The sequence below is a fragment of the Ruegeria sp. BHSC043 genome, from assembly GCF_059612985.1.
The window spans coordinates 843610-869059 of the sequence record NZ_JBXWRS010000001.1 but is presented as its reverse complement, the minus strand read 5'-3'; the positions used below and the strand labels follow the sequence as shown (position 1 = coordinate 869059).

General features: G+C 63.1%; 24 protein-coding genes. 5 read left to right on the top strand and 19 right to left on the bottom strand.

The features are described from left to right. Positions 1 to 165 precede the first annotated feature (165 nt). A complete protein-coding gene (locus tag AC2FMM_RS04270; protein WP_149776801.1) occupies positions 166 to 354 on the top strand; it encodes a DUF6324 family protein in 189 nt (62 codons plus the stop codon). Between the two features lie 3 nt (positions 355 to 357). On the opposite strand, the gene AC2FMM_RS04265 is transcribed toward AC2FMM_RS04270, so the two are convergent. The 7 genes from AC2FMM_RS04265 to AC2FMM_RS04235 all read right to left on the bottom strand — a co-directional run bounded on the left by AC2FMM_RS04265 (position 358) and on the right by AC2FMM_RS04235 (position 5803). Next, entirely contained in the window at positions 358 to 789 is a 432-nt protein-coding gene (locus AC2FMM_RS04265; RefSeq protein ID WP_496679595.1) for an MmcB family DNA repair protein, read from the bottom strand. Positions 790 to 1119: 330 nt separating this feature from the next. Continuing rightward, positions 1120 to 2502 (bottom strand): PIG-L family deacetylase, encoded by a 1383-nt coding sequence (locus AC2FMM_RS04260; RefSeq protein WP_496710909.1) that lies wholly within the window; start codon positions 2500 to 2502, stop codon positions 1120 to 1122. 84 nt (positions 2503 to 2586) lie between these two features. Further along, positions 2587 to 2883, bottom strand: coding sequence for a hypothetical protein (locus AC2FMM_RS04255; RefSeq protein WP_170445382.1), 297 nt, complete (start codon positions 2881 to 2883; stop codon positions 2587 to 2589). 67 nt (positions 2884 to 2950) lie between these two features. Then, positions 2951 to 3433, bottom strand: coding sequence for a transcription antitermination factor NusB (gene nusB / locus AC2FMM_RS04250; protein WP_496679589.1), 483 nt, complete (start codon positions 3431 to 3433; stop codon positions 2951 to 2953). Further along, positions 3430 to 3981: a 6,7-dimethyl-8-ribityllumazine synthase gene (locus AC2FMM_RS04245; RefSeq protein WP_005983872.1), complete on the bottom strand. Its 552-nt coding sequence runs from the start codon at positions 3979 to 3981 to the stop codon at positions 3430 to 3432. Before AC2FMM_RS04245 ends, nusB begins: the two co-directional genes overlap by 4 nt. Positions 3982 to 3983: 2 nt before the next feature. Beyond that, positions 3984 to 5105 (bottom strand): 3,4-dihydroxy-2-butanone-4-phosphate synthase, encoded by a 1122-nt coding sequence (gene ribB / locus AC2FMM_RS04240; protein ID WP_496795873.1) that lies wholly within the window; start codon positions 5103 to 5105, stop codon positions 3984 to 3986. A 110-nt stretch (positions 5106 to 5215) separates the two neighbouring features. Then, the gene (locus AC2FMM_RS04235; protein ID WP_496741822.1) at positions 5216 to 5803 is read right to left on the bottom strand and encodes a riboflavin synthase; all 588 of its coding nucleotides are present in this window, start codon (positions 5801 to 5803) and stop codon (positions 5216 to 5218) included. A 152-nt stretch (positions 5804 to 5955) separates the two neighbouring features. Here AC2FMM_RS04235 and AC2FMM_RS04230 point away from each other — a divergent pair, with 152 nt between their 5' ends. From AC2FMM_RS04230 to AC2FMM_RS04220, 3 genes are all read left to right on the top strand, one after another. Further along, positions 5956 to 7281, top strand: a complete 1326-nt coding sequence (locus AC2FMM_RS04230; RefSeq protein ID WP_496795872.1) for a capsule polysaccharide biogenesis protein — start codon at positions 5956 to 5958, stop codon at positions 7279 to 7281. 64 nt (positions 7282 to 7345) lie between these two features. Next, positions 7346 to 8479, top strand: coding sequence for a polysaccharide biosynthesis/export family protein (locus AC2FMM_RS04225; protein WP_496687059.1), 1134 nt, complete (start codon positions 7346 to 7348; stop codon positions 8477 to 8479). A gap of 3 nt (positions 8480 to 8482) precedes the next feature. Then, positions 8483 to 10483, top strand: a complete 2001-nt coding sequence (locus AC2FMM_RS04220) for a capsule polysaccharide biogenesis protein (protein WP_496795871.1) — start codon at positions 8483 to 8485, stop codon at positions 10481 to 10483. Positions 10484 to 10490: 7 nt separating this feature from the next. On the opposite strand, the gene ribD is transcribed toward AC2FMM_RS04220, so the two are convergent. The 4 genes from ribD to AC2FMM_RS04200 form a co-directional block, all read right to left on the bottom strand. Beyond that, positions 10491 to 11591, bottom strand: a complete 1101-nt coding sequence (gene ribD, locus AC2FMM_RS04215) for a bifunctional diaminohydroxyphosphoribosylaminopyrimidine deaminase/5-amino-6-(5-phosphoribosylamino)uracil reductase RibD (RefSeq protein WP_496795870.1) — start codon at positions 11589 to 11591, stop codon at positions 10491 to 10493. Next, the gene (nrdR, locus tag AC2FMM_RS04210) at positions 11588 to 12058 is read right to left on the bottom strand and encodes a transcriptional regulator NrdR (RefSeq protein ID WP_490360843.1); all 471 of its coding nucleotides are present in this window, start codon (positions 12056 to 12058) and stop codon (positions 11588 to 11590) included. Before nrdR ends, ribD begins: the two co-directional genes overlap by 4 nt. 120 nt (positions 12059 to 12178) lie before the next feature. Further along, positions 12179 to 12592 (bottom strand): secondary thiamine-phosphate synthase enzyme YjbQ, encoded by a 414-nt coding sequence (locus AC2FMM_RS04205; protein WP_496679580.1) that lies wholly within the window; start codon positions 12590 to 12592, stop codon positions 12179 to 12181. Positions 12593 to 12603: 11 nt separating this feature from the next. Continuing rightward, the gene (locus AC2FMM_RS04200; RefSeq protein WP_490360845.1) at positions 12604 to 13005 is read right to left on the bottom strand and encodes a hypothetical protein; all 402 of its coding nucleotides are present in this window, start codon (positions 13003 to 13005) and stop codon (positions 12604 to 12606) included. A gap of 624 nt (positions 13006 to 13629) precedes the next feature. Between AC2FMM_RS04200 and AC2FMM_RS04195 the strand changes: the two genes are divergently transcribed. After that, the gene (locus AC2FMM_RS04195) at positions 13630 to 14649 is read left to right on the top strand and encodes an AraC family transcriptional regulator (protein ID WP_496741813.1); all 1020 of its coding nucleotides are present in this window, start codon (positions 13630 to 13632) and stop codon (positions 14647 to 14649) included. Positions 14650 to 14835: 186 nt separating this feature from the next. Here the strand turns inward: AC2FMM_RS04195 and rpoD are convergent, their stop codons facing one another. From rpoD to AC2FMM_RS04155, 8 genes are all read right to left on the bottom strand, one after another. Continuing rightward, complete coding sequence (rpoD, locus tag AC2FMM_RS04190) at positions 14836 to 16824, bottom strand: RNA polymerase sigma factor RpoD (RefSeq protein WP_496679575.1); 1989 nt, start codon at positions 16822 to 16824, stop codon at positions 14836 to 14838. Positions 16825 to 16938: 114 nt separating this feature from the next. After that, positions 16939 to 18888, bottom strand: a complete 1950-nt coding sequence (gene dnaG / locus AC2FMM_RS04185) for a DNA primase (RefSeq protein WP_496795869.1) — start codon at positions 18886 to 18888, stop codon at positions 16939 to 16941. 80 nt (positions 18889 to 18968) lie between these two features. Further along, on the bottom strand, positions 18969 to 19265 hold the full coding sequence (locus AC2FMM_RS04180; RefSeq protein WP_149776787.1) for a hypothetical protein: 297 nt from the start codon (positions 19263 to 19265) through the stop codon (positions 18969 to 18971). Positions 19266 to 19298: 33 nt separating this feature from the next. Further along, the gene (locus AC2FMM_RS04175) at positions 19299 to 19844 is read right to left on the bottom strand and encodes a sarcosine oxidase subunit gamma (protein ID WP_496795868.1); all 546 of its coding nucleotides are present in this window, start codon (positions 19842 to 19844) and stop codon (positions 19299 to 19301) included. Then, positions 19837 to 22770: a sarcosine oxidase subunit alpha family protein gene (locus AC2FMM_RS04170; protein WP_496795867.1), complete on the bottom strand. Its 2934-nt coding sequence runs from the start codon at positions 22768 to 22770 to the stop codon at positions 19837 to 19839. Before AC2FMM_RS04170 ends, AC2FMM_RS04175 begins: the two co-directional genes overlap by 8 nt. Next, positions 22767 to 23030, bottom strand: coding sequence for a sarcosine oxidase subunit delta (locus tag AC2FMM_RS04165; RefSeq protein ID WP_496687046.1), 264 nt, complete (start codon positions 23028 to 23030; stop codon positions 22767 to 22769). The genes AC2FMM_RS04170 and AC2FMM_RS04165 overlap by 4 nt, the downstream gene beginning before the upstream one ends. Before the next feature lie 53 nt (positions 23031 to 23083). Continuing rightward, positions 23084 to 24337: a sarcosine oxidase subunit beta family protein gene (locus AC2FMM_RS04160; RefSeq protein ID WP_496795866.1), complete on the bottom strand. Its 1254-nt coding sequence runs from the start codon at positions 24335 to 24337 to the stop codon at positions 23084 to 23086. Between the two features lie 134 nt (positions 24338 to 24471). Beyond that, positions 24472 to 25371, bottom strand: coding sequence for a hypothetical protein (locus AC2FMM_RS04155; protein WP_496795865.1), 900 nt, complete (start codon positions 25369 to 25371; stop codon positions 24472 to 24474). Positions 25372 to 25450: the final 79 nt, after the last annotated feature.

The following is a 25450-nucleotide window of genomic DNA, read 5'->3' as shown; positions in this document are numbered from 1 at the left end:
CTGCCGGACCCGAGGGGACACTCGGGCCGCGCTGCCTCCGCCGACCAAACTCCGACCACCCCGAAAACACATCGTTCCGCCCGCCCGCACCGTGACACACCCAGACTGCGCTTGATTCAATCCCGGTTGCGCGCTAGCAGAAACGCTCAGTCTCCGGAGGCGAAAATGGGCATCAATACCGAACGCGACATCGAAGCGAACCTGCAGATCGGCCCCACCGATCAAGGCATGGTGCGCCTGTTCGTCGAAGCCGACAACCTCGAAATCCCGATGGATTTCGACCCGGAAGAGGCCGAGGAAATCGCCGACGAGATCCGCGCCGCCGCCCAGGCTGCCCGCGCGGTCAAACGCTGACCGTCAGGGCCGCGGATCGCGCAGCATGTGCAGACGCCGCGCGGCGTCCATCGCAAATTTCTGGATCAGCTTCTTGCGCCGGGCTGCCGCTAGCTTGGCCTCGGGCGGCATCCGTATTATTTCGGCGTCATAGGCGTCGGCGATGATCAGACCGGTTTCCGTCGGCAAGAGGTCGGTTGGAAAATCAGTATCCACGGCCCAGAAGAACCGGTCGCACCAATCCAGGTATCCGCCCCATTTGGAATCGGACTGGTAATCGACCCGGCTGGATTTGCACTCGACCACCCACAGCTCACCCTTGGGACCCAGACCCATCACATCCACCCGCAACCCGCGCGCGGGTACGAATTCCTCAATAGAAACAAAGCCGTGGCTGGCCAGATGTCGGGCAACCCCGCGGGCCAGCCTTTGACCGGGCTGCAGATCCAACGTCATGCGCAGAATGTGAACAATTCAAGAACAAAAATCAAGGACCTTCGCCATGAGGATCGGACCGGAACGAGCCACCGCCGTGCCGGCCCGTTCGGGCGACCCCGCATGCCTTCTTTTGCAACTGGCCCCCTTGCGCAGCCCGGCGCGGCACCCTAGTTAGGCCATTGGCGGGTTCTGCCCTTCTCGTGACCGGTAGCATTCCGGTGGCCTTAAGCAATTCCGAGGGAGCTGGCTCTGTTCAGGTCCTGGCCTGATTACCTGGCGCCCACCTGTACATACAGGTCCTCGGGAATCAAAACCGCACGGTTGCCTGGTGGTCCCGCCGCCTTCCGATCAGGTGAATTCCTGCGGATTGACCCGTACGAATGTTTCGTCATCCAGAGCAAAATCATAGAGTTTGCGCCCGTTCCATTGCGGCATATAGCAGTCAAACATCCTATTTTTCTGATCCGGCAGGCTTGGCACGGTCAAATCTGCCGCTGGCAGGTTCAATCCAAACGTCAACAACTGAGCGTCCGTGTAACGTGCAGATGCCTGCTTCACCGCATGATGTAACAGCACGTGTTCGATATGCCCGTATTCGCCGACTCGGTTGTGAGTGATGACAGTTGTCGGCGCGAACTGCTTCATCAACGCATAGGCAGATCCAGATAACAGCCCAAACAACGGATGGCGGCGCAATGGCCGGACTATTTCAGGTTCTGGCATGCTATCGCTGGTTGGCATGCGAATAAAACGACGCAGCCTCGGGTAATCACTTTCGACCGCAAAGGGCAGTTGCACCCGGGTGGCACCAATCATGTCGCACGCCTGTTGCATCGCTGCCTCGCGCGTATCGGTGTCTCGACGGCTGGACGCAGGCCGGAAGAAGCTTGCAACGACAACTTCGGCACGCCCCTTGAGATGCGCCAGAAGTGAGCCGGCAAACAGTGTTTCATCATCCTGATGGCATACGCACACAAGAATGCGCTGATGGGCAAGCCCGTCTAGGCTGAGTCCGTTGCGCACAACGCCCGGACCGGTCTCCAATAGGCCGAAGTTCGCGCTATGCAGCGTTTCCGGCCCAATCAGGCTGACCGGCCGCGCTCGCCCTTGCTCGACCAAACGAGCCGAGCTTGCTTGCACATGGCCGTTTCGGTTGTCGCCCTGAATCAAGTAGCATCTGTCAGCCAAGCCAGGCCAGACTGCATCCAACTCGGCCACCCGGTTGTTCTTTTGCGCATCCAGATGCAAAAGGTCGATCGGGCCGAACGGCCGATCCTGAACAGCCTGCTCCAGCCCTTCGATCGCCGGCCTGAGGTAGAACTTCACGCGTTCAGGGAAGCGGTTTTCGAACCATCGGAACGCGATCGGCACGTAGATGTCGACCGCCGGCCATGAATCACGCAAACGCTGGCCAAGGTCGATTCCGATATATTTCAAACCGGGGTTCGAGTGCAGCGCCAACAAAGCCGCGTGGCCACCCGCCACTCCGACCTCGGCAAAACAATTGCTTTCCTGTGCCAGCCGATGAAGAGCACGCCGTTTCGGCTCCATCGATGGCGCGAGATCGGATGTGTGAAAGTCTTCCCGCATGTGTGCATAGCACACGTTTCCATTGATCGCGACTGGCTCGCCTGCTTGTTTCAGCCCGTCGGCAATCGCCTGATTCAAACTTGACAGATCATCCAGAAACGCCCGCGAATTGATGGCGTCTTCATAACTTGGCTTGGTCAAGGAAACGGTCTTTCATGGACGACTCGATACGCTTGCGCATCAAATGTCAGGGGCAGACCAATTGCAAGCGCCAGGAGCCACCCATCACGACCGGCGCGCTTCGACGCGCACAGGTTCCAGCTTAACCGCAACCGGGGTTCCTCCGCGCGGGCCTTTTGGCTTTTCAGCCATGCTCATGATCGCATAGGCGAATTGGACGCCTGCAAAGACGATCCCATTCATGAACCAGATCATGATCAGCGCAACAAAACCAATGTCGGACCCGGTGATGAGGTTGCGCAGGTTGGCCACGTTCAACAGCAGCAGCACGGCGACGAACACAGCCGAGATCACAAAGCCCAGTGCGACCTGGGTGATGTAAAGACGGATCAGTTTCGGCATGACGCACCTCCCTCACACGGTAGGAGTCTAGCGCAATTTCATGCCGGGTAAAATCGCCCGTGGCGCGTCAGAACGCCTCGGGCTTGGCTTCGCGGGCCATGTGGTCCAGAACCGCGTTGACGAATTTCGGCTCTTTGCCTTCGGGGAAAAAGGCGCGCGCCACGTCAACGAATTCGTTGATGACCACCTTGGGCGGCGTGTCGCTCTGGCTCAGCTCGGCGCCGGCCGCGCGGAACAGCGCCCGCAAGGTCGGGTCGATGCGCGAAATCGGCCATTTGGCCACCAGCGCCCGGTCGGTCATCTGGTCGATCGGCGCCTGATAGTTCACCGCGTCATCCACCAGTTTGCGAAACAGCGCGCTGTCGCCTTCCAGCATCTCGTCGCCCTCGTAGACCGCGCCGAACCGGTGATCCAGAAACTCGTTGACCACCTGTTCGGTCGTCTGGCCCGACTGCTCCATCTGGAACAGCGCCTGCACGGCGTACAACCGCGCGGCGGATTTCATTAGGCGTTTCCGGTTTGCCGGTTTCGGCGTGTCTGTCTGGGTCATGCTGTCGTTGATCCGTTGCTGTCGCCCGCCACAAGGATGGACTCGGACGGCGGCTTGAATCCGACGCCCTTTTTCGAAGCGCCCCACTTACGTCTGAGTGCGATCAGATGCAAGGCCGCAGCCGCCGCGCCGCCGCCTTTGTTCATCTTTTCCGGATTGGCGCGCACTTCGGCCTGCGCGTCATTCTCAACCGTCAGGATGCCGTTGCCGATGCACAGCCCCTGCAGGCCCAGCAGCTGGATCGCGCGGCTGGAATCGTTGCAGACGGTTTCGTAATGCGTGGTCTCGCCCCGGATCACGCAGCCCAGCGCCACATAGCCATCGAAGTTGCACTGGCGGTCGGCCATGGCAATCGCGGTCGGGATCTCGAGCGCGCCGGGCACCTCGACCACCTCGCAGCTGCCGCCGGCGGCCTCGATCTCGGCCTTGGCGCCGCGAACCAGGTCGTCGGCGATGGCGCGATAGAACGGGGCCACAACGATCAGCAGCTTGACCGGGTCATCGAATTTCGGGGTCGGCAGAACGCCGTGTTTGTCTTGCTCAGCCATGCTCAGTCACCCTTGAGAATCGAGCGGGTCCCGACGATGGACAGGCCAAAGGCGTCCAGACCCAGGTATTTCGTCTGCGGCGAGTCGGTCAGCAGCACCAGTTCCTTGATGCCCATCTTTGACAGGATCTGCGCGCCCAGACCGGTTTGCTTGATGGTGCGCGGGCCTTCGTCCTCGGCCGCGTACAGCGAGTGGCGCGGGTTGCGGAACAGGCAGACCACGCCGCGCCCCTCGGCGGCAATCTTTTCCATCGCGCGCGGCAGTTCCTGCGGCGATTTCGGGCCCAATCCCAAAATGTCCGAGGCCTCGTGCAGCGCATGGGTGCGGGTCAGGACGGGCTCGGGCGTGCTGATGTCGCCCTTGATCATCACCACATGTTCGATCCCGTGGGTCTGATCGGTGAAGATCCGCATCTCCCACTCGCCGCCATATTCCGACGTGACCATCCTGCGCGCGGTCTCGACCACCAGATTGTCGTGGCGCGCACGGTACGAGATCAGGTCGCTGATGGTGCCGATCTTCAGCCCGTGTTCCCTGGCGAATTCGACCAGATCGGGCAGCCGGGCCATGGTGCCGTCAGGCTTCATGATCTCGCAGATTACGCCCGAGGGGTTCAATCCGGCCAGGCGCGAAATGTCCACGGCGGCCTCGGTGTGGCCGGCGCGTACAAGCACCCCGCCCCGCTTGGCGCGCAGCGGAAAGACATGGCCGGGCGTAGCCAGATTCGCCATGGTGTTCTGTTCGTTGATCGCGGTGGCAATGGTCAGTGCCCGATCGGCAGCCGAGATCCCGGTGCTGACGCCTTCGCGCGCCTCGATCGAAACGGTAAAGGCCGTCTCGTGCCGCGACGAGTTGTTCACGGCCATCATCGGAAGGCCCAGACGGTCTATCCGTTCAGCTGTCATCGGCAGGCAGATCAGCCCGCGGCCATGCGTGGCCATGAAATTGATCGCCTCGGCATCGGCGAATTCCGCCGGGATCACCAGGTCTCCCTCGTTTTCGCGGTCCTCGTGATCGACCAATATATACATCCGGCCCTGGCGCGCCTCTTCGATGATCTCTTCAATCGGGCTGATCGCGTCGCGCAGCTGGGCCTCGACCGGTCCGGGTGTTTCAAAGCTCATTGGGCAGCCTTTCACAGAGCAGGTGTTGCAACGCGGGATAGACCAGCACGCGCGCAAAGGCCAGTCCGCAAACGAATCCGCGCGGGGCTAACGCGGCGTTTCGTCCGGCGTCAGGTCATTTCCGACAGCCGCGCGACGTAACGGGCTAGCGTGTCGATCTCGAGATTCACCCGGTCGCCTACCTTGACGTCGCCCCAGGTGGTGACCTCCTTGGTGTGCGGGATGAAGTTGATGCCGAAATCGCACCCGTCCACGTCGTTCACGGTCAGCGAGGTGCCGTTCAGCGCGACCGAGCCCTTGGGCGCGATGAACCGTGCCAGATCTTGCGGCGCGCGCAGGGTCACCCGGGTGCTGTCACCCTCGTCCGTAACGGCGATCACCTCGGCGACGCCGTCCACATGGCCTGAGACAATGTGCCCGCCCAGTTCGTCGCCCACCTTGAGGGCGCGTTCCAGGTTGACGCGTTTGCCCACCTGCCACCCGTCGAGGTTAGTCTTGGAAACCGTCTCGGCGCTGATCTGCACATCGTACCAGTCGTCGCCCAGCGCAATCACGGTCAGGCAGACCCCGTCACTGGCGATCGAGGCGCCGATATCGATCCCCGCGGTATCGTAGCCCGTCTTGATCCGCGCCCGCAGATCGCCCTGCTGCTCCAGTTCGATGATGGTGCCGATGTCGGTGACGATCCCAGTAAACATTCCGTTAACCCTCTGCGCGCAAACTATCCGAAGTCATCTGGCCCGAGGTAAGCCCAACCGGCCGCCGGGGCAAGCCCCGGCTTGCGCGTCCAGGGGCGGACGGGCATAGTTTCGGCGCAATTCTCAAACGCATACAGGTGTGCGCAAACGGCATGAACGCTCCGATTTCAACGCAAGACGGTCGCGTGTTCCTTTTTTTGCAGGGGCCGCATGGGCCGTTCTTTCACGGGTTGGGGCGCATGCTGCGGGCGGCCGGCGCCGCGGTCTGGCGGGTGGGGTTCAATGCGGGCGACCGCGCCTTCTGGTTCGACAAGCGCAGCTATGTGCCGTATCGCGGAACGCTGGACGCGTGGCCGCAGGCCTTTGCCGACCTGCTCGAGACCCGGCGGGTAACCGATGTCGTTCTGTACGGCGACGTTCGCCCGGTACATGCCGTGGCGATCCGGATCGCCCGGGCGCGCGGCCTGAGGGTCCATGTTTTCGAGGAAGGCTATCTGCGCCCATGGTGGGTGACCTATGAGCGGAACGGATCGAACGCACATTCCCGGCTGATGGACCTGGACATCGCAACGATGCAGCGAGCCGTGGAACTAACCGAGGGACCGACCCCGCCGCCACCCGCGCATTGGGGCGACATGCGGCAACACGTTTTCTACGGCGCGCTGTACCATTGGTTCGTATTGTTCCTGAATCACGGTTACCGGAATTTCAGACCGCACCGGGATTTGCATGTTTCGCAGGAATTCGGGCTGTATTTCAAACGTCTGATGCGGATGCCCCTGCATCGAATCCGGCGTAGCCTGGCGACCGCCCGCATCCGCCGGGGCGGGTATCCTTATCATCTGGTGCTGTTGCAACTGGCGCATGACAGTTCGGTCCGGGCCCATTCCGAATTCTCGTCGATGTGCGCTTTCCTGCTGCCGGTCATGGAGGGATTCGCCAAGGGCGCCCCGCCACATCACCACCTGGTCATCAAGGAACACCCGCTCGAAAACTGCCGCGAGCCTCTGGCGCGCTTCATCCGCCAGACGGCCCGCCGGCTGGGCATCGCCGACCGTGTCCACCATGTGCCCGGCGGTAAACTGGCCCGTCTTCTGGATCACGCCAAGTCGGCGGTCACCATCAATTCGACGGCAGGTCAGCAGGCGTTGTGGCGCGGCGTCCCGCTGCGCGTGTTCGGCTGGTCGGTCTATGACAAGCCCGATCTGGTGTCCGACCAGCCGATCGAGGAGTTTTTCGCCGACCCAAAGGGGCCAAACACCGACGCCTATCGCACGTACCGCCAGTTCCTGCTGGGAACCTGCCAGATCCCCGGCGGGTACTATTCGCGGCGGGGCCGCAAACAACTGCTCCGACAAGTGGTTGACCGGATGCTGCAGGCACACGACCCCTACGCGCGTGCCCTGGCTGGGGGCGCGACCGAAGGGCCACAGTTTCAATCCCGTCCGGCCCGACGGCTGGCAACGTCTGGAATCTGAGCGCCAAACTCAGTAGCGTCGCGACAAACCAAAAAACACAACACTGGCTGTCGAGGTCAACAACGTGCAGTGCTTCCCAACCCGGTGGATTCGAAAAGTCACTCTTTTCGCGACCGTCGCAATTCTGGCGGCATGCCAGCTTCCCAAGTCCGGGCCCAACAAGACCGAAATCCTGGCTGGTGCGGTTCAGAACGGCGGCAATGCATTTGTCGTAGAAGTAGACGATTTTGTTGCTAAAACTACTGCCGCCATTCCTCAGTACGGGTTCCCACAGGCCTTCCGCGGCGCCCAGAACATCACTTCGGACACGATCCGCCCGGGCGACGTTCTAGGGCTGACCATCTGGGAAAACGTCGACGACGGTCTGCTGTCCGGTGAAACCGGCCCCGCGACCAGCCTGGACGAAGTGCAGGTCGACAGCGAAGGGTACATCTTCATCCCCTATGCAGGCCGCCTGCGGGCCTCGGGCAACACACCCGAACAACTGCGCACCACGATCGCCGACAAACTGCGCGAGCAGACCCCCGACCCTCAGGTGCAGATCCGCCGCGTGGCCGGCGATGGTTCGACCGTATCGCTGACCGGGACCATCGGCGCCCCGGGCATCTATACGATCGAGCGTCCCACCCGAACCCTGTCGACGATGTTGGCGCGCGCCGGCGGCGTAGCGGTTGCCCCGGACATCGCGCTGGTCACCGTGATCCGCGGCAACCAGAGAGGGACGATCTGGTACAATGATCTTTTCCAGAACCCCGAAATGGACATCGCCCTGCGCGGCGGCGACAGGATTCTGGTCGAGCAGGACACGAGATCCTACATCGCGCTGGGGGCCACCGGGGGGCAGTCGCGCGTCGCTTTCGACAGTCAGGACCTCTCGGCGCTCGAGGCTCTGGCCCAGGTGGGCGGGCTGCAGTCGCTCTCGTCCGACCCGACCGGCATCTTCGTTCTGCGCAACGAGCGCGAGGACATCGCCCGCAAGATCGTGGGCCGCTCGGACCTGAAGGGCGAGCAGCGCATGATCTACCTTTTGAACCTGACGGCGCCCAACGGGCTGTTCGTGGCGCGAGATTTCGTGATCCGCGACGATGACACGATCTATGTCACCGAAGCGCCCTATGCCCAGTGGACCAAGTCGATTTCGTTGATCGCAGGCGGCCTGACGCCGGTTGCGAACGTGGCCACGCTGACCGGCAATTGATCCGTGCAACCGGCGGCCGATACATCTGTTTCCGGCAACCTGGCGCGCCTGCTTGTCTACAATGGCGGGTTTCTGACCCAGCGGCGCATCCGCCGCATTCTGGCCCTGTCAGGCCACAAGGTCGCGCTCGGACTGCCGCGCGCGGGCGACCGGATCGGCGTCTGGGGGCAAAGCCCAACTGCCCATCGCGGGGAACGCGTTGCGGCCCGGTACGACGCCCCGCTGCTGCGCGTCGAAGACGCCTTTCTGCGCTCATTGCACCCCGGCCGCGGAAAAGAGCCGCCGCTTGGCCTGCTGCTTGACGCCTCGGGTGTGCATTTCGACGCCGACCGCCCTTCGGATCTCGAGACCCTGCTGGCCACGCATCCGCTGGACGACACCGCCCTTCTGGACAGGGCGCGCGGCGCGATGCTGCGGATGGCTGAATTGCGGCTGACCAAATATTCCGCATACGACCCCGAGGCAGAACTGCCCGAACCCGGCTATGTGCTGGTGGTCGATCAGACCCAAGGCGACGCCGCCGTCACCGCCAGCGGCGGCGACCTGGCCCGCTTTCGCGAGATGCTGGTAATCGCGCAAGAGGAAAACCCCGGCGCCCGGATCATCGTCAAGACCCACCCCGAGACCGCGATGGGATACCGCCCCGGACATTTCGGGCCGAAGGATGAAACCGACCGCATACGCCTGCTGCGCGATCGGGTCAACATCTGGGACCTGCTGGAAGGCGCAATCGGGGTCTATACGCTGTCGTCGCAACTGGGATTCGAGGCCATTTTGGCCGGACACAAGCCGCGTGTGTTCGGGCGGCCCTTCTATGCCGGTTGGGGGTTGACCCGCGACGACGCCGAAATGCCGCGCCGGCAGCGCAACCTGACCCGCGCGCAGTTATTCGCCGCCGCGATGATCCTCTACCCCAAATGGTATGATCCATTCCGGGACCGGCTGTGCGAAATCGAGACCGTTCTGGACACGCTCGAGGCGCGCATGCGGGCCTGGCACGAAGACCGGCGGGGCTGGACGGCATCGGGGATGCGGCTGTGGAAACGCCGGCATCTACAGCGCAGCTTTGGAAGCTATCGCAAGATGCGTTTCACCGCTACGCGCCCCGCCAGCCCAACCCGACCGCACATGGTCTGGGCCAAGCATGACCGCGACTCCGAGGGCGTCTTCCGCATCGAAGACGGATTCTTGCGGTCGCGCGGGTTGGGGGCCCAGTTGGTGCCGCCGCTGTCGCTGGTGGCCGATGATCTGGGCATCTACTACGACCCGACCCGACCCAGCCGGCTCGAGGACTGGGTCGCGCGGCGCGAGACCCTGCGCCCCGATCAGGAACGCCGTGCCCGTCATCTGGTGCAACGCCTGACCCGAGCCGGCCTGAGCAAATACAATATCGGCGGCCCCTGCCCCGATCTGCCGGTCGGGCATCGCATTCTTGTCCCCGGACAGGTCGAGGATGACGCCTCTGTTCTGTTGGGAACCAGCACGGTGCGCACCAACCAGGACCTGCTGCACGCGGCCCGAAAGGCGAACCCGAATGCGGTTGTGATCTACAAACCCCACCCGGATGTCGAAGCCGGGCTGCGCGAAGGCCAGGTCGATGCCGATGGGCTGGCCGACATGGTTCTGACCGGCGTCGACCCAGCCCAGGTTCTGCCGCAGGTGCAGGAGATCTGGACCATGACGTCGGCGCTGGGGTTCGAGGCCCTGTTGCGTGGCGTCAAGGTCACGACGCTGGGGGCACCGTTCTATGCGGGCTGGGGTCTGACCACCGATTTGGGCGCGGTGCCCGCCCGTCGCGGCGCGCGGCCGTCGCTGCTGGGCCTCGTGCATGCGGCTTTGATTGATTACCCGCGGTATTTCGATCCGATCACCGGTGCCCCCTGCCCGGTCGAGGTTGCGGTCGACCGCCTCGCCCAGGGCGAACCCACGCCATCGGGCGCGGGAAACCGGCTGCTGTCCAAGCTTCAGGGCGCGTTGGCCACGCATGCGCATCTGTGGCGCTGAACCGACCCTAACGCGCGGAGCGGCGCCAGACTTGCAAGACATCGCCGCCCACCGGGCGCGCTTCTGCCAGTTCGAACCCGGGTGCCTCGGACAGGTCTTCAAGCCCCAGAGCCCCGATGGCAGGCAGACCTTCGGCGCCGATCGCCAGACCGGCGGTAAAGCCGACCAATTCATTAACAAGGTCGTCGGCCAGAAGCGACGCCGCCAAGGCCGAGCCGCCCTCGCAGAACACCCGTGTCAGACCCTGCCGGCCCAATTGCTGCAGCAGATCCACGGCATCGATGTGGTGCCCCCGGACTGCACAGGGGATCAGCGTGGCCCCCAATCCCCGCCAGGCGCGGGCGCGTTCCGAGTCCGGCGACGGACCATGGCACAGCCAGACGGGTATCTGTGAAGCGGTGCGTGCCAAGTGCCCCAGCAGCGGGATATCCAGATGGCGTGACACCACGATGCGCACCGGCTGATGCCCAACCCCCAGGTCGCGCACGGTCAGAGACGGATCATCGGCCCGAGCAGTTCCCGCACCGACCATCACCGCGTCGTGTCGCGCGCGCATGGCGTGCACGGCCCGCCGGGATTCGGGGCCGGTTATCCACTTGCTCTGCCCCGAGGCGGTTGCGATACGACCATCGAAACTGCTGGCCAGTTTCAGCGTGACGAAGGGGCGCCCCTGTTCGGTCTTCATGAAGAACCCGGCGTGATCCAAGGCGGCCTGATCGGCCATGACACCGGTCGTTACCTCGACCCCGGCGGCCCGGAGCATTTCAAAACCCTGCCCGGCAACGCGCGGATCGCTGTCCTCGATCGCTGAAACAACACGCGCAACACCGGCATCAATCAAAGCCTGCGCACACGGAGGCGTTTTGCCATGGTGCGCACAGGGTTCAAGCGAAACGTAGGCCGTACTTCCGCGGGCGCGTTCACCGGCCTGGGCCAGTGCCTCAGCTTCGGCATGCGGACGCCCGCCCGGCTGGGTCCAACCCCGCCCGACGATCCGGCCATCCTTGACGATGACGCAGCCCACAGCCGGGTTGGGCCAGCACATTCCTTGTCCGCGCCGCCCCAGGGACAGGGCCAGCGTCATGTATCGCTTGTCAGTGTCGGTCACTCGTCCGTCGATGGCTGCGGCGGGCGCAGTTCGTGGACGAACTCCTCGAAATCATCGGCCGCCTGGAAATTCTTGTACACGCTTGCAAAGCGAACATAGGCAACGGTGTCGATCCGCGCCAGAGCTTCCATGACGATCTCGCCGATCTTGCTGGACGGAATGTCAGTCTCGCCCATGCTTTCCAGCCGGCGCACGATGCCCGAAATCATCTGGTCAATCCGGTCGGGGTCGATCGGGCGTTTCTGCATCGAGATGCGGATCGAACGCTCAAGTTTGTCGCGATCGAAGTCTTCCCGCTTGCCGTTGGATTTGATCACCACCAGATCGCGCAGTTGAACACGCTCGTAAGTGGTGAAACGGCCCCCGCATGCGGGGCAGAACCGGCGCCTGCGGATGGCCACATGATCTTCTGCCGGGCGTGAATCCTTGACCTGAGTATCTATGTTTCCGCAAAACGGGCAGCGCATCCGCCGTCTCCTCGTCCCTTGTTCCGCCTCTTTTTGTCAGCGCTGGGGCCGACTTATCCACAACTATAGGCCAGCCGCTAGGATTTGGGTAGTCGGAAATTTCCACCGCTAGATAATGGGTCAGGCGAAATGCGCGGCCACCTTCCGCAGGTGGGGCGCCGTGCGGTGTTCAAACAGGTAGATCCCCTGCCAAGTCCCCAGCACGGGGTGACCGCCGCGAACGGGGATGGATAGCGATACCGGCATCATCGCGGCCTTGATATGCGCCGGCATGTCATCCGGCCCCTCATAGGTGTGCTTGAGATAGGACATGGACGGGTGGTCGGAAGGCGGCACGAGCCGCGAGAAGAACGCCCCGAGATCCGTCTGGACCTCGGGGTCGGCGTTTTCCTGAATCAGCAACGAACAGGAGGTGTGCCGCACGAAGAGCGTCAGCAGTCCGTCGGCCTCGGTTGCGGACAGCCAGCCCCGAATACGGTCCGTGAACTCGTACAAGCCCTGACCACGGGTCTGAACGGCAAACTCTACCTGCATCGGCCCGGCACCTACCGTTGAAACGGGCGCACGTTGCACCGGGCATTCGCGCCTTGAACCGACATGCTGTAGCCGGGTTGAAACCCCGAGGTGATGAAACTGTTCTGCTGGGGCACGCCACCGGGCGGCGGGTTGAGCGAGAATTGAACCGCGGTTCTGCGACCGGTCGTGACGCTGGGCCCATAGCCGCGCAACACATAGATCGGCTGCTGCCAGCCGGCGCCCAGCTCGCGGCGGGCGAAGTCGGCAGCTGCACACCAATACCCGTCGACATCCTGACGCGAGCGCGGGATGACCTCGAAATCGGTGCTGTTGATGGGTTCGGTGCGATACCCGTTCGGCGCGGCGAAGGACATCGACGGGACGCCGACCGCTCCGACCGCAAGCCACGCGCAAACCACGATCCGCTTCATGTCTGTTCCTTTTCTCCTGTCCTGTCGTACTCAGGCTAGCGCTTGGGCTTGTCCCGGCCAGAACCGATCACGATGTTTTCAGCAATCCTCGCAATCCGTGCGCGCCACTGTCAACCAACGGTGATATCAGGCCAGGGCCTCAATCACCGGGGGTTGTCGCGGAACCGCCCCTCCCCGCGCAGGACGACGGCCAAAAGTACCGCTATCACCCCGGGCACCAGAAGCACGCCTCATCGTACCCGGTCGAATTTTTGGGGAAGGAATCCAGCCGACAATCTCGCCTTTTTGCCTTGCCCTTGCGAAAGGGAGTCCCCACGGCCAGTCACCGTATCGCGGTATGTGCCAGGCCCGGCCACAAGATAATGCGTGTGCCGGGGAGCCGCGGACGGTGTGGTGCGTCTCGTCTCCGGGCTCGTCCCACTCCCCAATGGGAACCGACCCGGCACGAACGGGTATCTAAACCTGTGCTTCGCACTCGGCATTGGATCGGGTGCCAGAGTCATTCGAACTCGGGCCAAACAGTGCCTTCTGCACAATGTTAAACCCCGGCACGACCGTCCCGGTTGTTCAAGAACGAGGTTTGCGCGCATACTCCGACGAACTGCGCTGGCTTGGACGGGTCCCATGGATGTCGAAATCACAAGGCTTAAGCTTTTGGCCGCCGAATTGGAACGCGCGGCGGAAAACCCGGAGCTGGTCGCCCGGGTATTTGACCGCGCCGACCTGACCCCGGCCCAACTCTCGGCGGCCGAAGCCCGGATCAGCGCACAAACCGAGGCTAGCTTCATCCGGCACGCCTGTGATGTGCTGGGCGACATCACCTTTGCAGCCAAGGCCGGATTGCGGGTCACTTCGGCGTCCAGCCTCGCGGCCTATATCAGCAAATATTCGCGCGACCTGAAGCAGGTGATGGAAAACACCATTCGTTTTCACCGCTTCATCGACCCGACCCTTGGTTTCAGCATGGACCTGTCCGGCAACGCTGCCACGCTGGGGCTGCATTGGAAAGATGCGCGTTTCGCCCGGTATCACCGCCGGACCGAGTTTCTGATGTTCGCCGCCATCGCCCGAATGCGCACGCTGACGGGAGTGCACCTCAACCCGATCGAGATCCGGTTCCAGCACCAGGTCGGGCGGCATGAGGCACGCTTTTCAAGGCTTGCCGGTTTTCCCGTCCGCTTCGGCATGGAGCAGATGGAGATCCTGCTTCCGCTGACGGCGCTGGACCTGCCCATCCCCACTTACGATCCCCGCCTTCGAGAACATCTTCTGGCCTATGGCGAACGGCTGCTGGCCGAAAACGGACAAGAGCGGCAAACCCTGCGCAGCCGGGTCGAGGGGGTGATCACGCAATCCCTCCCGGGCAGGATCATACGCGCCGAAGACGCCGCTCAAACGCTGGCCATGAGCCCGCGTACCTTTGCCCGTCGTCTTGGAGCCGAAGGCACCAGTTTTCGCCAGATCGTCGATGACCTGCGCTGTGATCTGGCCCAGACCCTGCTGCGAAACGAGATGACCCTGGCCCAGGTCGCCTATGCGCTTGGCTACGCCGATCAGTCGGCGTTTTCGACGGCTTTCAAACGATGGACCGGGCACCCGCCCAGCACCTTGAAGGCCCGGGTGGACCATCCAATCCAACCGTGAAGGGTGGCCGAGGGTCATCGGCGTCACCACCTCGCCCCGGCCCGTCCCATGAGTGGACATTGACCATATGGAGCGCGTGACGGCCAACCGCATGCGCGGTTATGCCAAGTTGATTACATGTTTGGACAGTGTGACCCTGTCTGCCCCGCAACGAAAAAAGGCGCCTCGATCGAGGCGCCTTTGAGATCACTGATCCAGGAAAGACCGCAATTTGCGGCTGCGGCTGGGGTGTTTCAGCTTGCGCAGCGCCTTGGCTTCGATCTGCCGGATCCGTTCGCGGGTCACGCTGAACTGCTGGCCGACCTCTTCCAGCGTGTGGTCGGTGTTCATGCCGATGCCGAACCGCATCCGCAGAACCCGTTCCTCGCGCGGGGTGAGCGAAGCTAGAACCCGGGTCGTGGTTTCCTTGAGGTTTTCCTGAATGGCGCTGTCCAGCGGCAGCACGGCATTCTTGTCCTCGATGAAATCGCCCAGCTGGCTGTCTTCCTCGTCGCCGATCGGGGTTTCCAGAGAAATCGGCTCCTTGGCGATCTTCATCACCTTGCGAACCTTCTCCAGCGGCATCTGCAGCTTTTCGGCCAGTTCCTCGGGCGTCGGCTCGCGGCCGATCTCGTGCAGCATCTGGCGGCCGGTCCGCACCAGCTTGTTGATCGTCTCGATCATGTGCACCGGGATACGGATGGTGCGCGCCTGATCCGCGATCGAGCGCGTGATCGCCTGACGGATCCACCAGGTCGCGTAGGTCGAGAACTTGTAGCCACGGCGGTATTCGAACTTGTCCACGGCCTTCATCAGGCCGATATTGCCTTCCTGAATGAGATCAAGGAATTGCAGGCCACGGTTCGTGTATTTCTTGGCGATCGAGATCACCAGGCGAAGGTTGGCTTCGACCATTTCCTTCTTGGCCTGACGTGCCTCTTTCTCGCCCTTCTGAACCTGCTGGACGATGCGGCGGAACTCGCTGATGTCCAGACCGACATACTGACCGATCTGCGCCATGTCGTTGCGCAGCTCCTCGACCTTGTCCGACGAGCGTTCGATGAACATCTGCCAGCCACGTCCCGGCTTTTGGGCCATGTCGGAAAGCCAGTTGGGATCAAGTTCACGACCACGGTATTCGTCGATAAACTCGCGCCGGTTGATGCGGGCCTGATCGGCCAGCTTGACCATGGCGCTGTCCAGCGACATGATCCGCTTGTTGATACCGTACAACTGGTCGATCAGGGCCTCGATCCGGTTGTTGTGCAGGTGCAGCCCGTTCACCAGTTCGACGATCTCCGAGCGCAACTTCTGATAGGTCGCCTCGTCCTCCGCGCTGAACGAGCCATCTTCGTTCAGCGTGGCCGAGATCCGACTGTCCTGCATCTCGGACAGCATCGCGAAGTCGGTCGAAATACGTTCGAGCGTCGTCAGGACCTGATCCTTGAGCGCCGCCTCCATCGCCGCCAGCGACATGTTCGCCTGATCTTCCTCGTCGTCGTCATCGTCCGAAGCGATCGGGTTTCCGTCGGCATCCAGTTCGGGGCCGGTGTCCTTAGCGGGTTTCGACGCCTGAACCTTCGACGTATCGACGACGGGCTCCTCAACGTCTCCGTCCTCGTCCAATTGGTTGCCGAAGGTGGCCTCCAAGTCGATCACGTCGCGCAGCAGGATGTCCTCGGACAGCAGTTCGTCATGCCAGATCGAGATCGCCTGGAAGGTCAGCGGGCTTTCGCAAAGCCCGGCGATCATGGTGTTGCGTCCGGCCTCGATCCGCTTGGCGATGGCAATCTCGCCCTCGCGGCTCAGCAACTCGACGCTGCCCATCTCGCGCAGATACATGCGCACCGGGTCGTCGGTGCGGTCCAGCTTTTCGGTCTGCGACCCCGCCAGCGCAACCTCGCGGTTGCTGTCAGTCGTGACCAGATCGGTCGAGCCCTTCTGCTCTTCCTCCTCGGCCTCTTCGTCTTCAATGATGTTGATGCCCATCTCGGAGAGCATCGACATCACGTCCTCGATCTGTTCCGAACTGACCTGATCCGGCGGCAGGACCTGGTTGAGCTGGTCGTAGGTGATATAGCCTTTCTCGCGGGCCTCGGCGATCATCTTCTTGACCTGGGCCTGGCTCATGTCCAGCGAGATTTCCTGTTCCTGGTCGTCGGACTTCCGTTCCTCGTTGGTATCCTTGGCGGCCATTCAGTGCTCCTGCAGGGATGGGTGATTCGATGGAACCGAATCATTAGCGCGTAGAAGTGATTCGGCCACCCGTTTACCCGTTTTTCTTTTCCAGTGCTTTATGAAAACACCACCTCAGCGGCGTTTCCGCTCGAACTTGATGCCCGACATGATCGCCTGAAACGCGTCCTTCTCATCGCGATTGATTCGCGCCCCGTTCTCAGCAATGTCGAATACGGCCCTGTCCTCGTTCTGGCTGCGACTTGCGCGGTTTCGCTCTTCGGCGGCTTGCGCCAACCGGAACGTCAATGCCTCGTCCGTTACGTCAGACAGTTCCTCCTCGGCCTCGGCAATCTCGGCATCCAGCCCCCGGAGCGCTTTGATTTTTGCGAGTTCCTCGGCCAGTGTCATCTGTGCCTTTTCGACGTCGCCCGGTTTGTGCACACAGGGGATCACTGCGACATGGCGAAGGCCCAGCAGGTTTTCAAGAGGGCCGGCCCCCAAAGTTTCGACAATGTGGTCCTTTAGGTTGTCCGGGTCGTCGATCGCGTGGCGCAGAACGGTATCGCGCAGAGCGGCCAGTTCAGGGTCGAGGCACTCCATCTCCTCCAGCTGGGTCTCGAACTGGATCACGACCTGAGGGTTCAGGATCGCAATCGCCAGGATCGCCGCTTCACGCAGGCGGATTTCAGCGTTTTCCGTGGACGCCAGAAACGACGATCGCGCGCTTGGCGTCGGCGCCCGCCGCTCGGGCTGCCATTTCCCGCGCGGCTGCCAAGTGCGGGGGCCGGACTGCCGCTGCGGGCGGAAAAGCTGCCAGCGCAGGTCCTTGATCTCCTGCCCGTAATGGGCGCGGATCGATGGGTCGCGGATCAGCTGGATCTTTTCGCGCAGCGCCTTGTCCAGGGCCGCCTTGCGCTCGGGGCTGTCGAACACCTTGCCCTCGGTCTCGCGCCGCCACAGAAGCCTGACCATCGGTATGGCCGCGTCCAGCACCGCCTGAACCGCTGCCGGGCCTTCGGCACGCAGCAGGTCGTCGGGGTCCTTGCCCTCGGGCATCAGGGCGAAACGCAGCGACTTGCCGGCCACCAGCAGGGGCAGCGCCAGGTCGATGGCCCGCATCGCCGCGCGCAGACCGGCCGTGTCGCCATCCAGCGCGATGATCGGCTCGTCGGCGATGCGCCACAGCATGTGCAACTGATGTTCTGTTATCGCGGTGCCCAGCGGCGCGACGGCGGCGCCGAAACCTGCCTCGGACAGGGCGATCACATCCATATAGCCCTCAGCCACGATCAGCGGTTGCCCCTTGCCCGCAGCCTGACGGGCCGGTCCGTGGTTGTAGAGGCTTCGCCCCTTGTCGAACAGCGCGGTTTCGGGCGAATTCAGATATTTGGCGTTATCATTGGGATCCATCGCCCGCCCACCGAACGCGACGCAACGGCCGCGCGGGTCGCGGATCGGGAACATGATGCGGTTGCGGAACGTGTCATAGGGCTTTTTGCCCTTGGTCGACGGTTTGGCCAGACCGGCGCCCAGGATCAGGTCCTCGGCTACGTTTTTGCCGCGCAGGTGGTCCCACAACGCCTGCCAGCCGTCGGGCGCAAACCCGATTTCCCAGCGGTCCAACGCCTGAGTGTCCAAACCGCGGCGGTCTAGATAGGCGCGCGCCTCGGCCCCTGCCCCGGTCTTGAGTTGCAGGCGGAAGAACTGCACCGCCTGCTCCATGACATCGGCCAACTGCGCCCGATGGTCCTGCTTTTCCTGCGCTTTGGGGTCGCGCGCGGGCATCGGCAATCCGGCCTCGCGAGCCAGGATTTCGACAGCTTCCATGAACGAGACATTCTCGGTGTCTTTCACGAAGCTGATCGCGTCGCCCTTGGCGTGACACCCGAAGCAGTAATAGAACCCTTTCTGGTCATCCACATGGAACGAGGCCGTCTTTTCGTGATGGAACGGGCATGGCGCCCACATGTCGCCCTTGCCCGGATTGGACTTGCGATTGTCCCACATAACCTTGCGCCCAACGACCTGAGACAGGCTCAGACGGGTGCGCAGCTCATCCAGAAATCCAGGGGGCAATGACATGTGTCATACATGGCAGAAACGGGACCGCCCGCCAAGGGCGCGGCAGGCCTTTGTCCACAGCCAATTGGCAGCCCTGTGGATTATTGCTGCAGGCACAGCTCCATCCAGGCGGCGCCGAGGTCTTTTTTGCGGATATCGCGCATCTTCTGCTCGTAGACCCACGGGGTGATCAACGGGATCGCGGCGTTGTAATTCTCGGGCCATGTTGGGCCGGCCTCGGCCACCGCCTGCGGGACGTCCCGTTCCTTCACGCGATCCAGCCGCGCCTTCTGGATCGCGGCAACGACCTCGGCCTGGTATTTGCAGCTTTGTTCCTTGGTTTCAGCGGCAGCCAGCGGCGTGGCCAGCAGGGCGGCGGCAAGTGCGATGCGCAGCATTGGGTCCTCTTGGAATCGTTACCTCGGCCCAGTCTAGCGGCGCGCGGCGACGCCTTCCATGGCCCTTTTCAGATCATGCACTAATGATGCGGCCATCGACCGGAAAACCATGATCTGAAAGGCTTTCTCACCGATCCGGGTAATCGAGGCGTTCATGTGAAACAGCAGCGTCCGCGCCGTATGCCCGCGTTTGAAGTGCTGCGGGCGCAGATCGACGGGCACCAAACGGGCCAAAACATCCTCGGCACCGTCGCCCTCAAGCCGCACCACGGCCCAGGCATCGGACTGGTCGACGACCGCGGCGTGGGCGGACAGCGAAGGGTCCGGTGCGGGGCCGATCAGCATGGCCTGACCCGGGCCGAACCAGATGGCCCGCGCGCCTTCTTTCCCAGTGGCGCGGTTCGGGGCCGGCAGGGCCATGCCATGCGCCGCCTTCATCGCGTCGGACAGTGCTTTGGTCTGCCCTTGAAAGGCCGAAACCGCATGTATCGCGCTCGGGTCGACCTCGGTGACCAAGACCGTTCCAATGGTCAGCGGCAGCAGCCCGTCACACGGGGTCTGAGCAATCAGCTTATCCACGCACACGCTCTCCCTCTGGATCGAAGAACACCGGGTCCGTCACCTCACACAGCGTGGTCACGCCGCGCAGGTGATCGACCATCTTGACGATCTCGCCATGACGGTCGGGGCCATCGGCCAGAAACGCCAGCCCCAGCATGCTGCCCAGCGTTGGCGAATAGCAGACCGAGGTCACATAGCCCTGATCGTTGGTGCGTACCGGCGCGTCCTCTTCGTTGTACAGATGCGCGCCGGCCAGCAACTGGCGGCTTTCCCCGATGGGTTTGAGCCCGACCAACCGCTCGCGCCCCGGCGCCTCAAGCCCTGGGCGTTCGGACATGGTCTTGCCGATGCAGTCCTTTTTCTGCGACACCATCCGCCCCATCCCGATGTCATAGGCCGTGGTCCGCCCGTGGATTTCGGCATGGGTGATGAACCCCTTCTCGATCCGCAGGACGTTAAGCGCCTCCATCCCATACAGGCCGCCACCCAGCGCCTCGGCCCGTTGGGTCAGAATGTCGAACAGGCTGGCTCCATACCGCGCAGGCACGGCAATCTCATAGGCGTGTTCGCCCGAGAAAGAGATCCTGAACAGACGCCCCGGCACCCCCAGAACCGAAACCGGACCGCAGGCCATGAACGGCCATTCAGCATCATCCAGCGGGGTGTCCAGCACGCCGTTCAGCACCTCGCGCGATTTGGGGCCGGCCACGGCGAATTGCGCCCATTGTTCCGTCACTGAAACCAGCGACACGTCCCAATCGGGCCGCAGACCCTGACGCACGAATTCCAGATGTTTCATCACGTCACCGGCGGCGGCGGTCGTGGTGGTCATCAGGAAATGACTATCACCCAACCGCGCGGTGGTGCCGTCATCCATGACGAACCCATCCTCACGCAGCATCAGCCCATAGCGCACGCGCCCGACCTTCAGCGTCGAAAACGTGTTGGTATAGACGAAATCCAGAAACTGCGCGGCGTCGCGCCCCTGAATGTCGATCTTGCCCAGGGTCGACACATCGCACACGCCGACCGCAGTGCGCACCATCTGCACCTCGCGGTCGCAGGACTGGCGCCACGTGGTCTCGCCCGGCTGCGGGAAATAACTAGGCCTGTACCATAGCCCGGCCTCGACCATCGGTGCCCCGCGCGCCACCGACGCCTTGTGCGAGGTGGTGAACCGCTGCGGTTTGAAACCCGCCCCCTCGGACCCCGCGCCCAGCGCAGCGATGGCAATCGGCGTGTAAGGCGGGCGAAAGGTGGTGGTTCCGGTTTCGGCAATCCCGCGCCCGGTGGCATCCGCCAGCACGGCCAGCGCCGCGACATTCGAGTTCTTGCCCTGATCGGTGGCCATGCCCTGTGTAGTATAGCGCTTCATGTGCTCGACCGAGCGGAAGTTCTCGGTCGCAGCCTGTGTGACATCCTTGACGGTCACGTCGTTCTGGAAATCCAGCCACGCGCGCCCCTTGCCCGGTACCGCCCACAGCTGCGCGATTTCATAGGGCTGATCCTCGGCCTGCGGCGGCTCGGGCTTGGGCACCTTGAGGCCCAGATCACCCAGCGCCTCGGTCGCAGCCGAAATGCCCTCGCGCAGACAGGCAGCGGTGGAAAACGCGCCGTTGCAGGCCCCGGCCGTGCGCATCCCGGGCACGGCGCCCGGCGTGGGCACGAAGGCGGCAATGTCACGCCGCCAGGTCGGTCGACCGTTCATGTGGCAGGTCAGGTGGACCGAGGGGTTCCATCCGCCGGTCATCGCCAGACAATCGGTCTGAATGCGCTCTTCTCCGCTGGCGCGGCGCACGGTGATCGACTCCAGCCCCTTGCGCCCTGAACTGCCACAGACCTGCGCCCCGCGCAGCACCGGATAATCGGATGTCACCGGCCCGTCATGGCGGCTGTCGATCACGGCGGCAACGTGGACCCCAGCCGCCAACAGGTCGCGGGCCGTCCGATGGATGTCATCGGTGTTGCCGAAGATCGTGACACTCCGGCCGGCCGCGACGCCCCAGCGGTTCAGATAGGCCCGCACGGCCCCGGCGGTCATGATGCCGGGCCGGTCATTGTTTCGAAACGCCACCGGGCGTTCCAGCGCCCCGGCCGCCAGAACCGAGCGGCGGGCGGCGATCCTCCAATATGTTTCCAGCGGCGCACCGGCAGGACGGTCGCCCGTATGGTGCAAGACCCGTTCGAGCGCGGCAAAGGTGCCCTGGTCGTAGGCCCCGGCAATCGTCGTGCGGGTCATCAGCCGCACATTCTCCATCGCCCGCAGCTCGGCCAGAACCTCGTCTACCCAAACGTGACCCGGCTTGCCATCCACCTCGAGCGTCTCGGCCAGCAGACGCCCGCCCATCTGGTTGCTTTCGTCGGCCAGAATGACATCCGCCCCGGCTCGGCCGGCCGTCAAGGCGGCCATCAAACCCGCGGGGCCAGCCCCGATCACTAGCAGATCGCAGAAGGCATAGGCACTTTCATACGTGTCGGCATTGGCCTGCCCGGACAGCGCGCCCAACCCCGCGGCGCGGCGGATCATCGGTTCGTACAGCTTCTCCCAAAAGCTGCGGGGCCACATAAAAGTCTTGTAGTAGAAGCCCGCCCCCAGAAAGGGCGCGGCCAGATCGTTCACCGCCATCACGTCGAAGCTCAGACTGGGCCAGCGGTTCTGGCTGCGCGCCTCGAGGCCCGGATAGATCTCTTGCATCGTGGCCCGCACATTCGGGTCCTGGGCGGGACCTCGGCCGATGGTGACCAGCGCGTTCGGCTCTTCGCTGCCAGCAGTCAGAACGCCGCGTGGGCGATGATACTTGAACGACCGCCCCATCAGGCGCACGCTATTGGCCAGCAGCGCCGAGGCCAGTGTGTCGCCCTCAAAGCCCGAATACCGGATTCCGTCAAAGGAAAACTCGACCGGTGTGCCGCGGTCGATCAGCCCCCTTCCAGCGACCCTCATCGTTTGCCCCCGGACGCAGGCTCGGTCGCCGATATTTCGTGGGTCAGCGTGTTTCGGGTCACGACGATCCATGCGCCGCAGCCGCCCTCGTGATACCACAGATCCCGCGTCTCGCCCGCCGGGTTGTCGCGCAGATAGACAAAATCGTCCCAGGCGTCAGGCCCGGCATCCGGGACGGGCCGGTCCAGGTCGACGGCGGCCCCGCGATAGTAGAACTCGCGGCGGTCGCGCTCGCCGCAATACGGACAGGTGATCCTCATGGCCGCGCCTCCTGGCTTTCACAAGTATTCGAACGAAACATCCCGGCCCGCCCCTAATGCAGATTGTGCTGAGAGCCCTTGCCCTCTTCATCGATGATCCCGCGCCCGGTGCGGAAACGATCCAGCCGGAACCCTGTCGCGTTCTCGTGGTACCGGTCGGTGGCCATGAGGTGGGCAAACACGTTGCCCGAGCCCGGAACCGCCTTGAACCCGCCGTAGTTCCAGCCGCAGTTCAGGTACAACCCATCGATAGGGGTGCGGTCGATGATCGGCGACCCGTCCGGCGACATGTCCATGATCCCGCCCCAGGACCGCAGCACCCGGGCCTTGCCGATCATCGGCATCAGCGCCACGCCGGCCTCCATCACGCTTTCGACCGTGGGCAGATTGCCCCGCGCCGCGTAGGAGGCATAGAAATCCAGGTCGCCGCCGAACACCAGCCCGCCCTTGTCGGATTGGCTGATGTAGAAATGCCCCATGCCAAAGGTCACGACGTGGTCGATGCAGGGCTTAAGCCCCTCGGTCACAAAGGCCTGAAGCACGTGGCTTTCGATCGGCAAGCGCATCCCGGCCATCGCCGCGACTTGGCTGGACCGGCCTGCAACCACGATCCCCACCTTCTTGGCCCGGATCGCCCCGCGCGTCGTCTGCACCCCGCGCACGGCGCCGTTTTCGATGTCGATGCCCGTGACCTCACAATTCTGGATCAGATCCACCCCGCGCTCGTCCGCCCCGCGGGCATAACCCCAAGCCACGGCATCATGCCGCGCTGTACCGCCGCGCGGATGGTATAGACCGCCATAGATGGGAAAGCGCAGATCGTCATAGTTCAGATACGGCAGCATCTCGCGCAGTGCATCGCGGTCCAGCAGGATGGCATCGTCGCCTTGGCTGATCATCATGTTGCCCCGCCGCGCGGCCGCGTCCCGCTGCCCGTCTGAATGGAACAGGTTGATGATGCCTCGCTGTGAATGCATCACGTTGTAGTTCAGGTCCTCTTCCAACCCCTCCCACAGCTTGAGGGAATGCGAATAGAACTCGGAATTTCCTTGCAGAAAATAGTTGGCGCGAACGATTGTCGTGTTGCGCCCCACATTGCCGCCGCCGATATAGCCCTTTTCCAGCACGGCGACATTTGTCAGCCCGTGCTCTTTCGCCAGATAATACGCGGTGCTGAGACCGTGCCCCCCGCCGCCGATGATGACGATGTCGTATTCGGCTTTGGGCTCGGGATCACGCCAATGCGCCGTCCAACCTTTGTTGCCGGTCAGTCCTTCCTTCAGGACGCGTAAGCCGGAAAAGCGCATTTAGATCTCCCTGCTGGTTTGCTGGCATCAAACCAACTTCCAAAACGAGTAGCAATCCGGGCTCGGGGCTCCGCATCCGTTTTCGACAAGAACTTGTCAACGCGCGACCAAACGGGTCGCAAACGAATTCGCCCTCAGAACCGCAGACGGAAGGCAACACCGACGATCGGAGCGGTATCATAGCCCTGCCGGCTGACCTCTTGCCCCGCTGCATTGTCCAGGCGCAACTCGCCGTCAAACTCGGCACCCGCAAATGCCGACAGCGAAACCCCGGGGTTTGGCGCGTATTCAACCGACAAGACGACCGGAATGCTGCTGTCCTCGCCCACGCCGCCCGGTGCCAACCCGTTATCGTTCAGCTGAAAGCGGACCCGCTCGGACCGAACGGCAAGCCCCACGCTGACACTTTCCGAAGCCTTGTATTCCAGCGTGACGCCGGGGCCTTGAGTGGCCCCCAGCGCGCGCCCGGTGCTCAGACGCCAGCGCTCGGCAAAGGTCCAGTCGACCAGAAGCGCAGGAAAGACTTCGAGGTCATTGGTTCCAACCTCGGAGAACACGCCAAATGCCGGGCCGATGCGCAGATTGGGGTTCACCGCCCATGAAATGCCGGCGAAGGCACCATAGGTGAAACCGTCCGAGGCACTGGCGCCGGTCTCGTAGTCCCATCGCAATTGGGGCGAGACGATCACCGCAGCCCCGTTGTCCAAAGTGAAGCGCAATGGAACGCTCAGGCGAATGTCGCGGATGTCGTCCCACGGCTGGTTTCCGGGCAACCCGAAATCGTAGGAAAACTGACCGAAACTCGCCAACAACCCCACAAAGGACCCGTCACCATAACTGTAAATGCCGCCTGCCCGCAGGAAAGCGCGCGATGCGCTGAAATCACCGCCGCCCTCAAGATCGGCGCTGCCCTGATAGACAACCAACCCTTCCACAGTCGGCGTCCAGCCTTGTCGGGGTTGGGCAATGGCAGCAGTCGCAAGCGCCAAGGTCGCGGACCCAATCGCCGCGGCCCAAGCTACAGAACGGTTCATTTGCATGAGATCCTCGGTGGCTTCACTGCATGAACTCCAGCGCAGGATGTGCGGCAACCGGACTTTTTGTCAAAGCCCG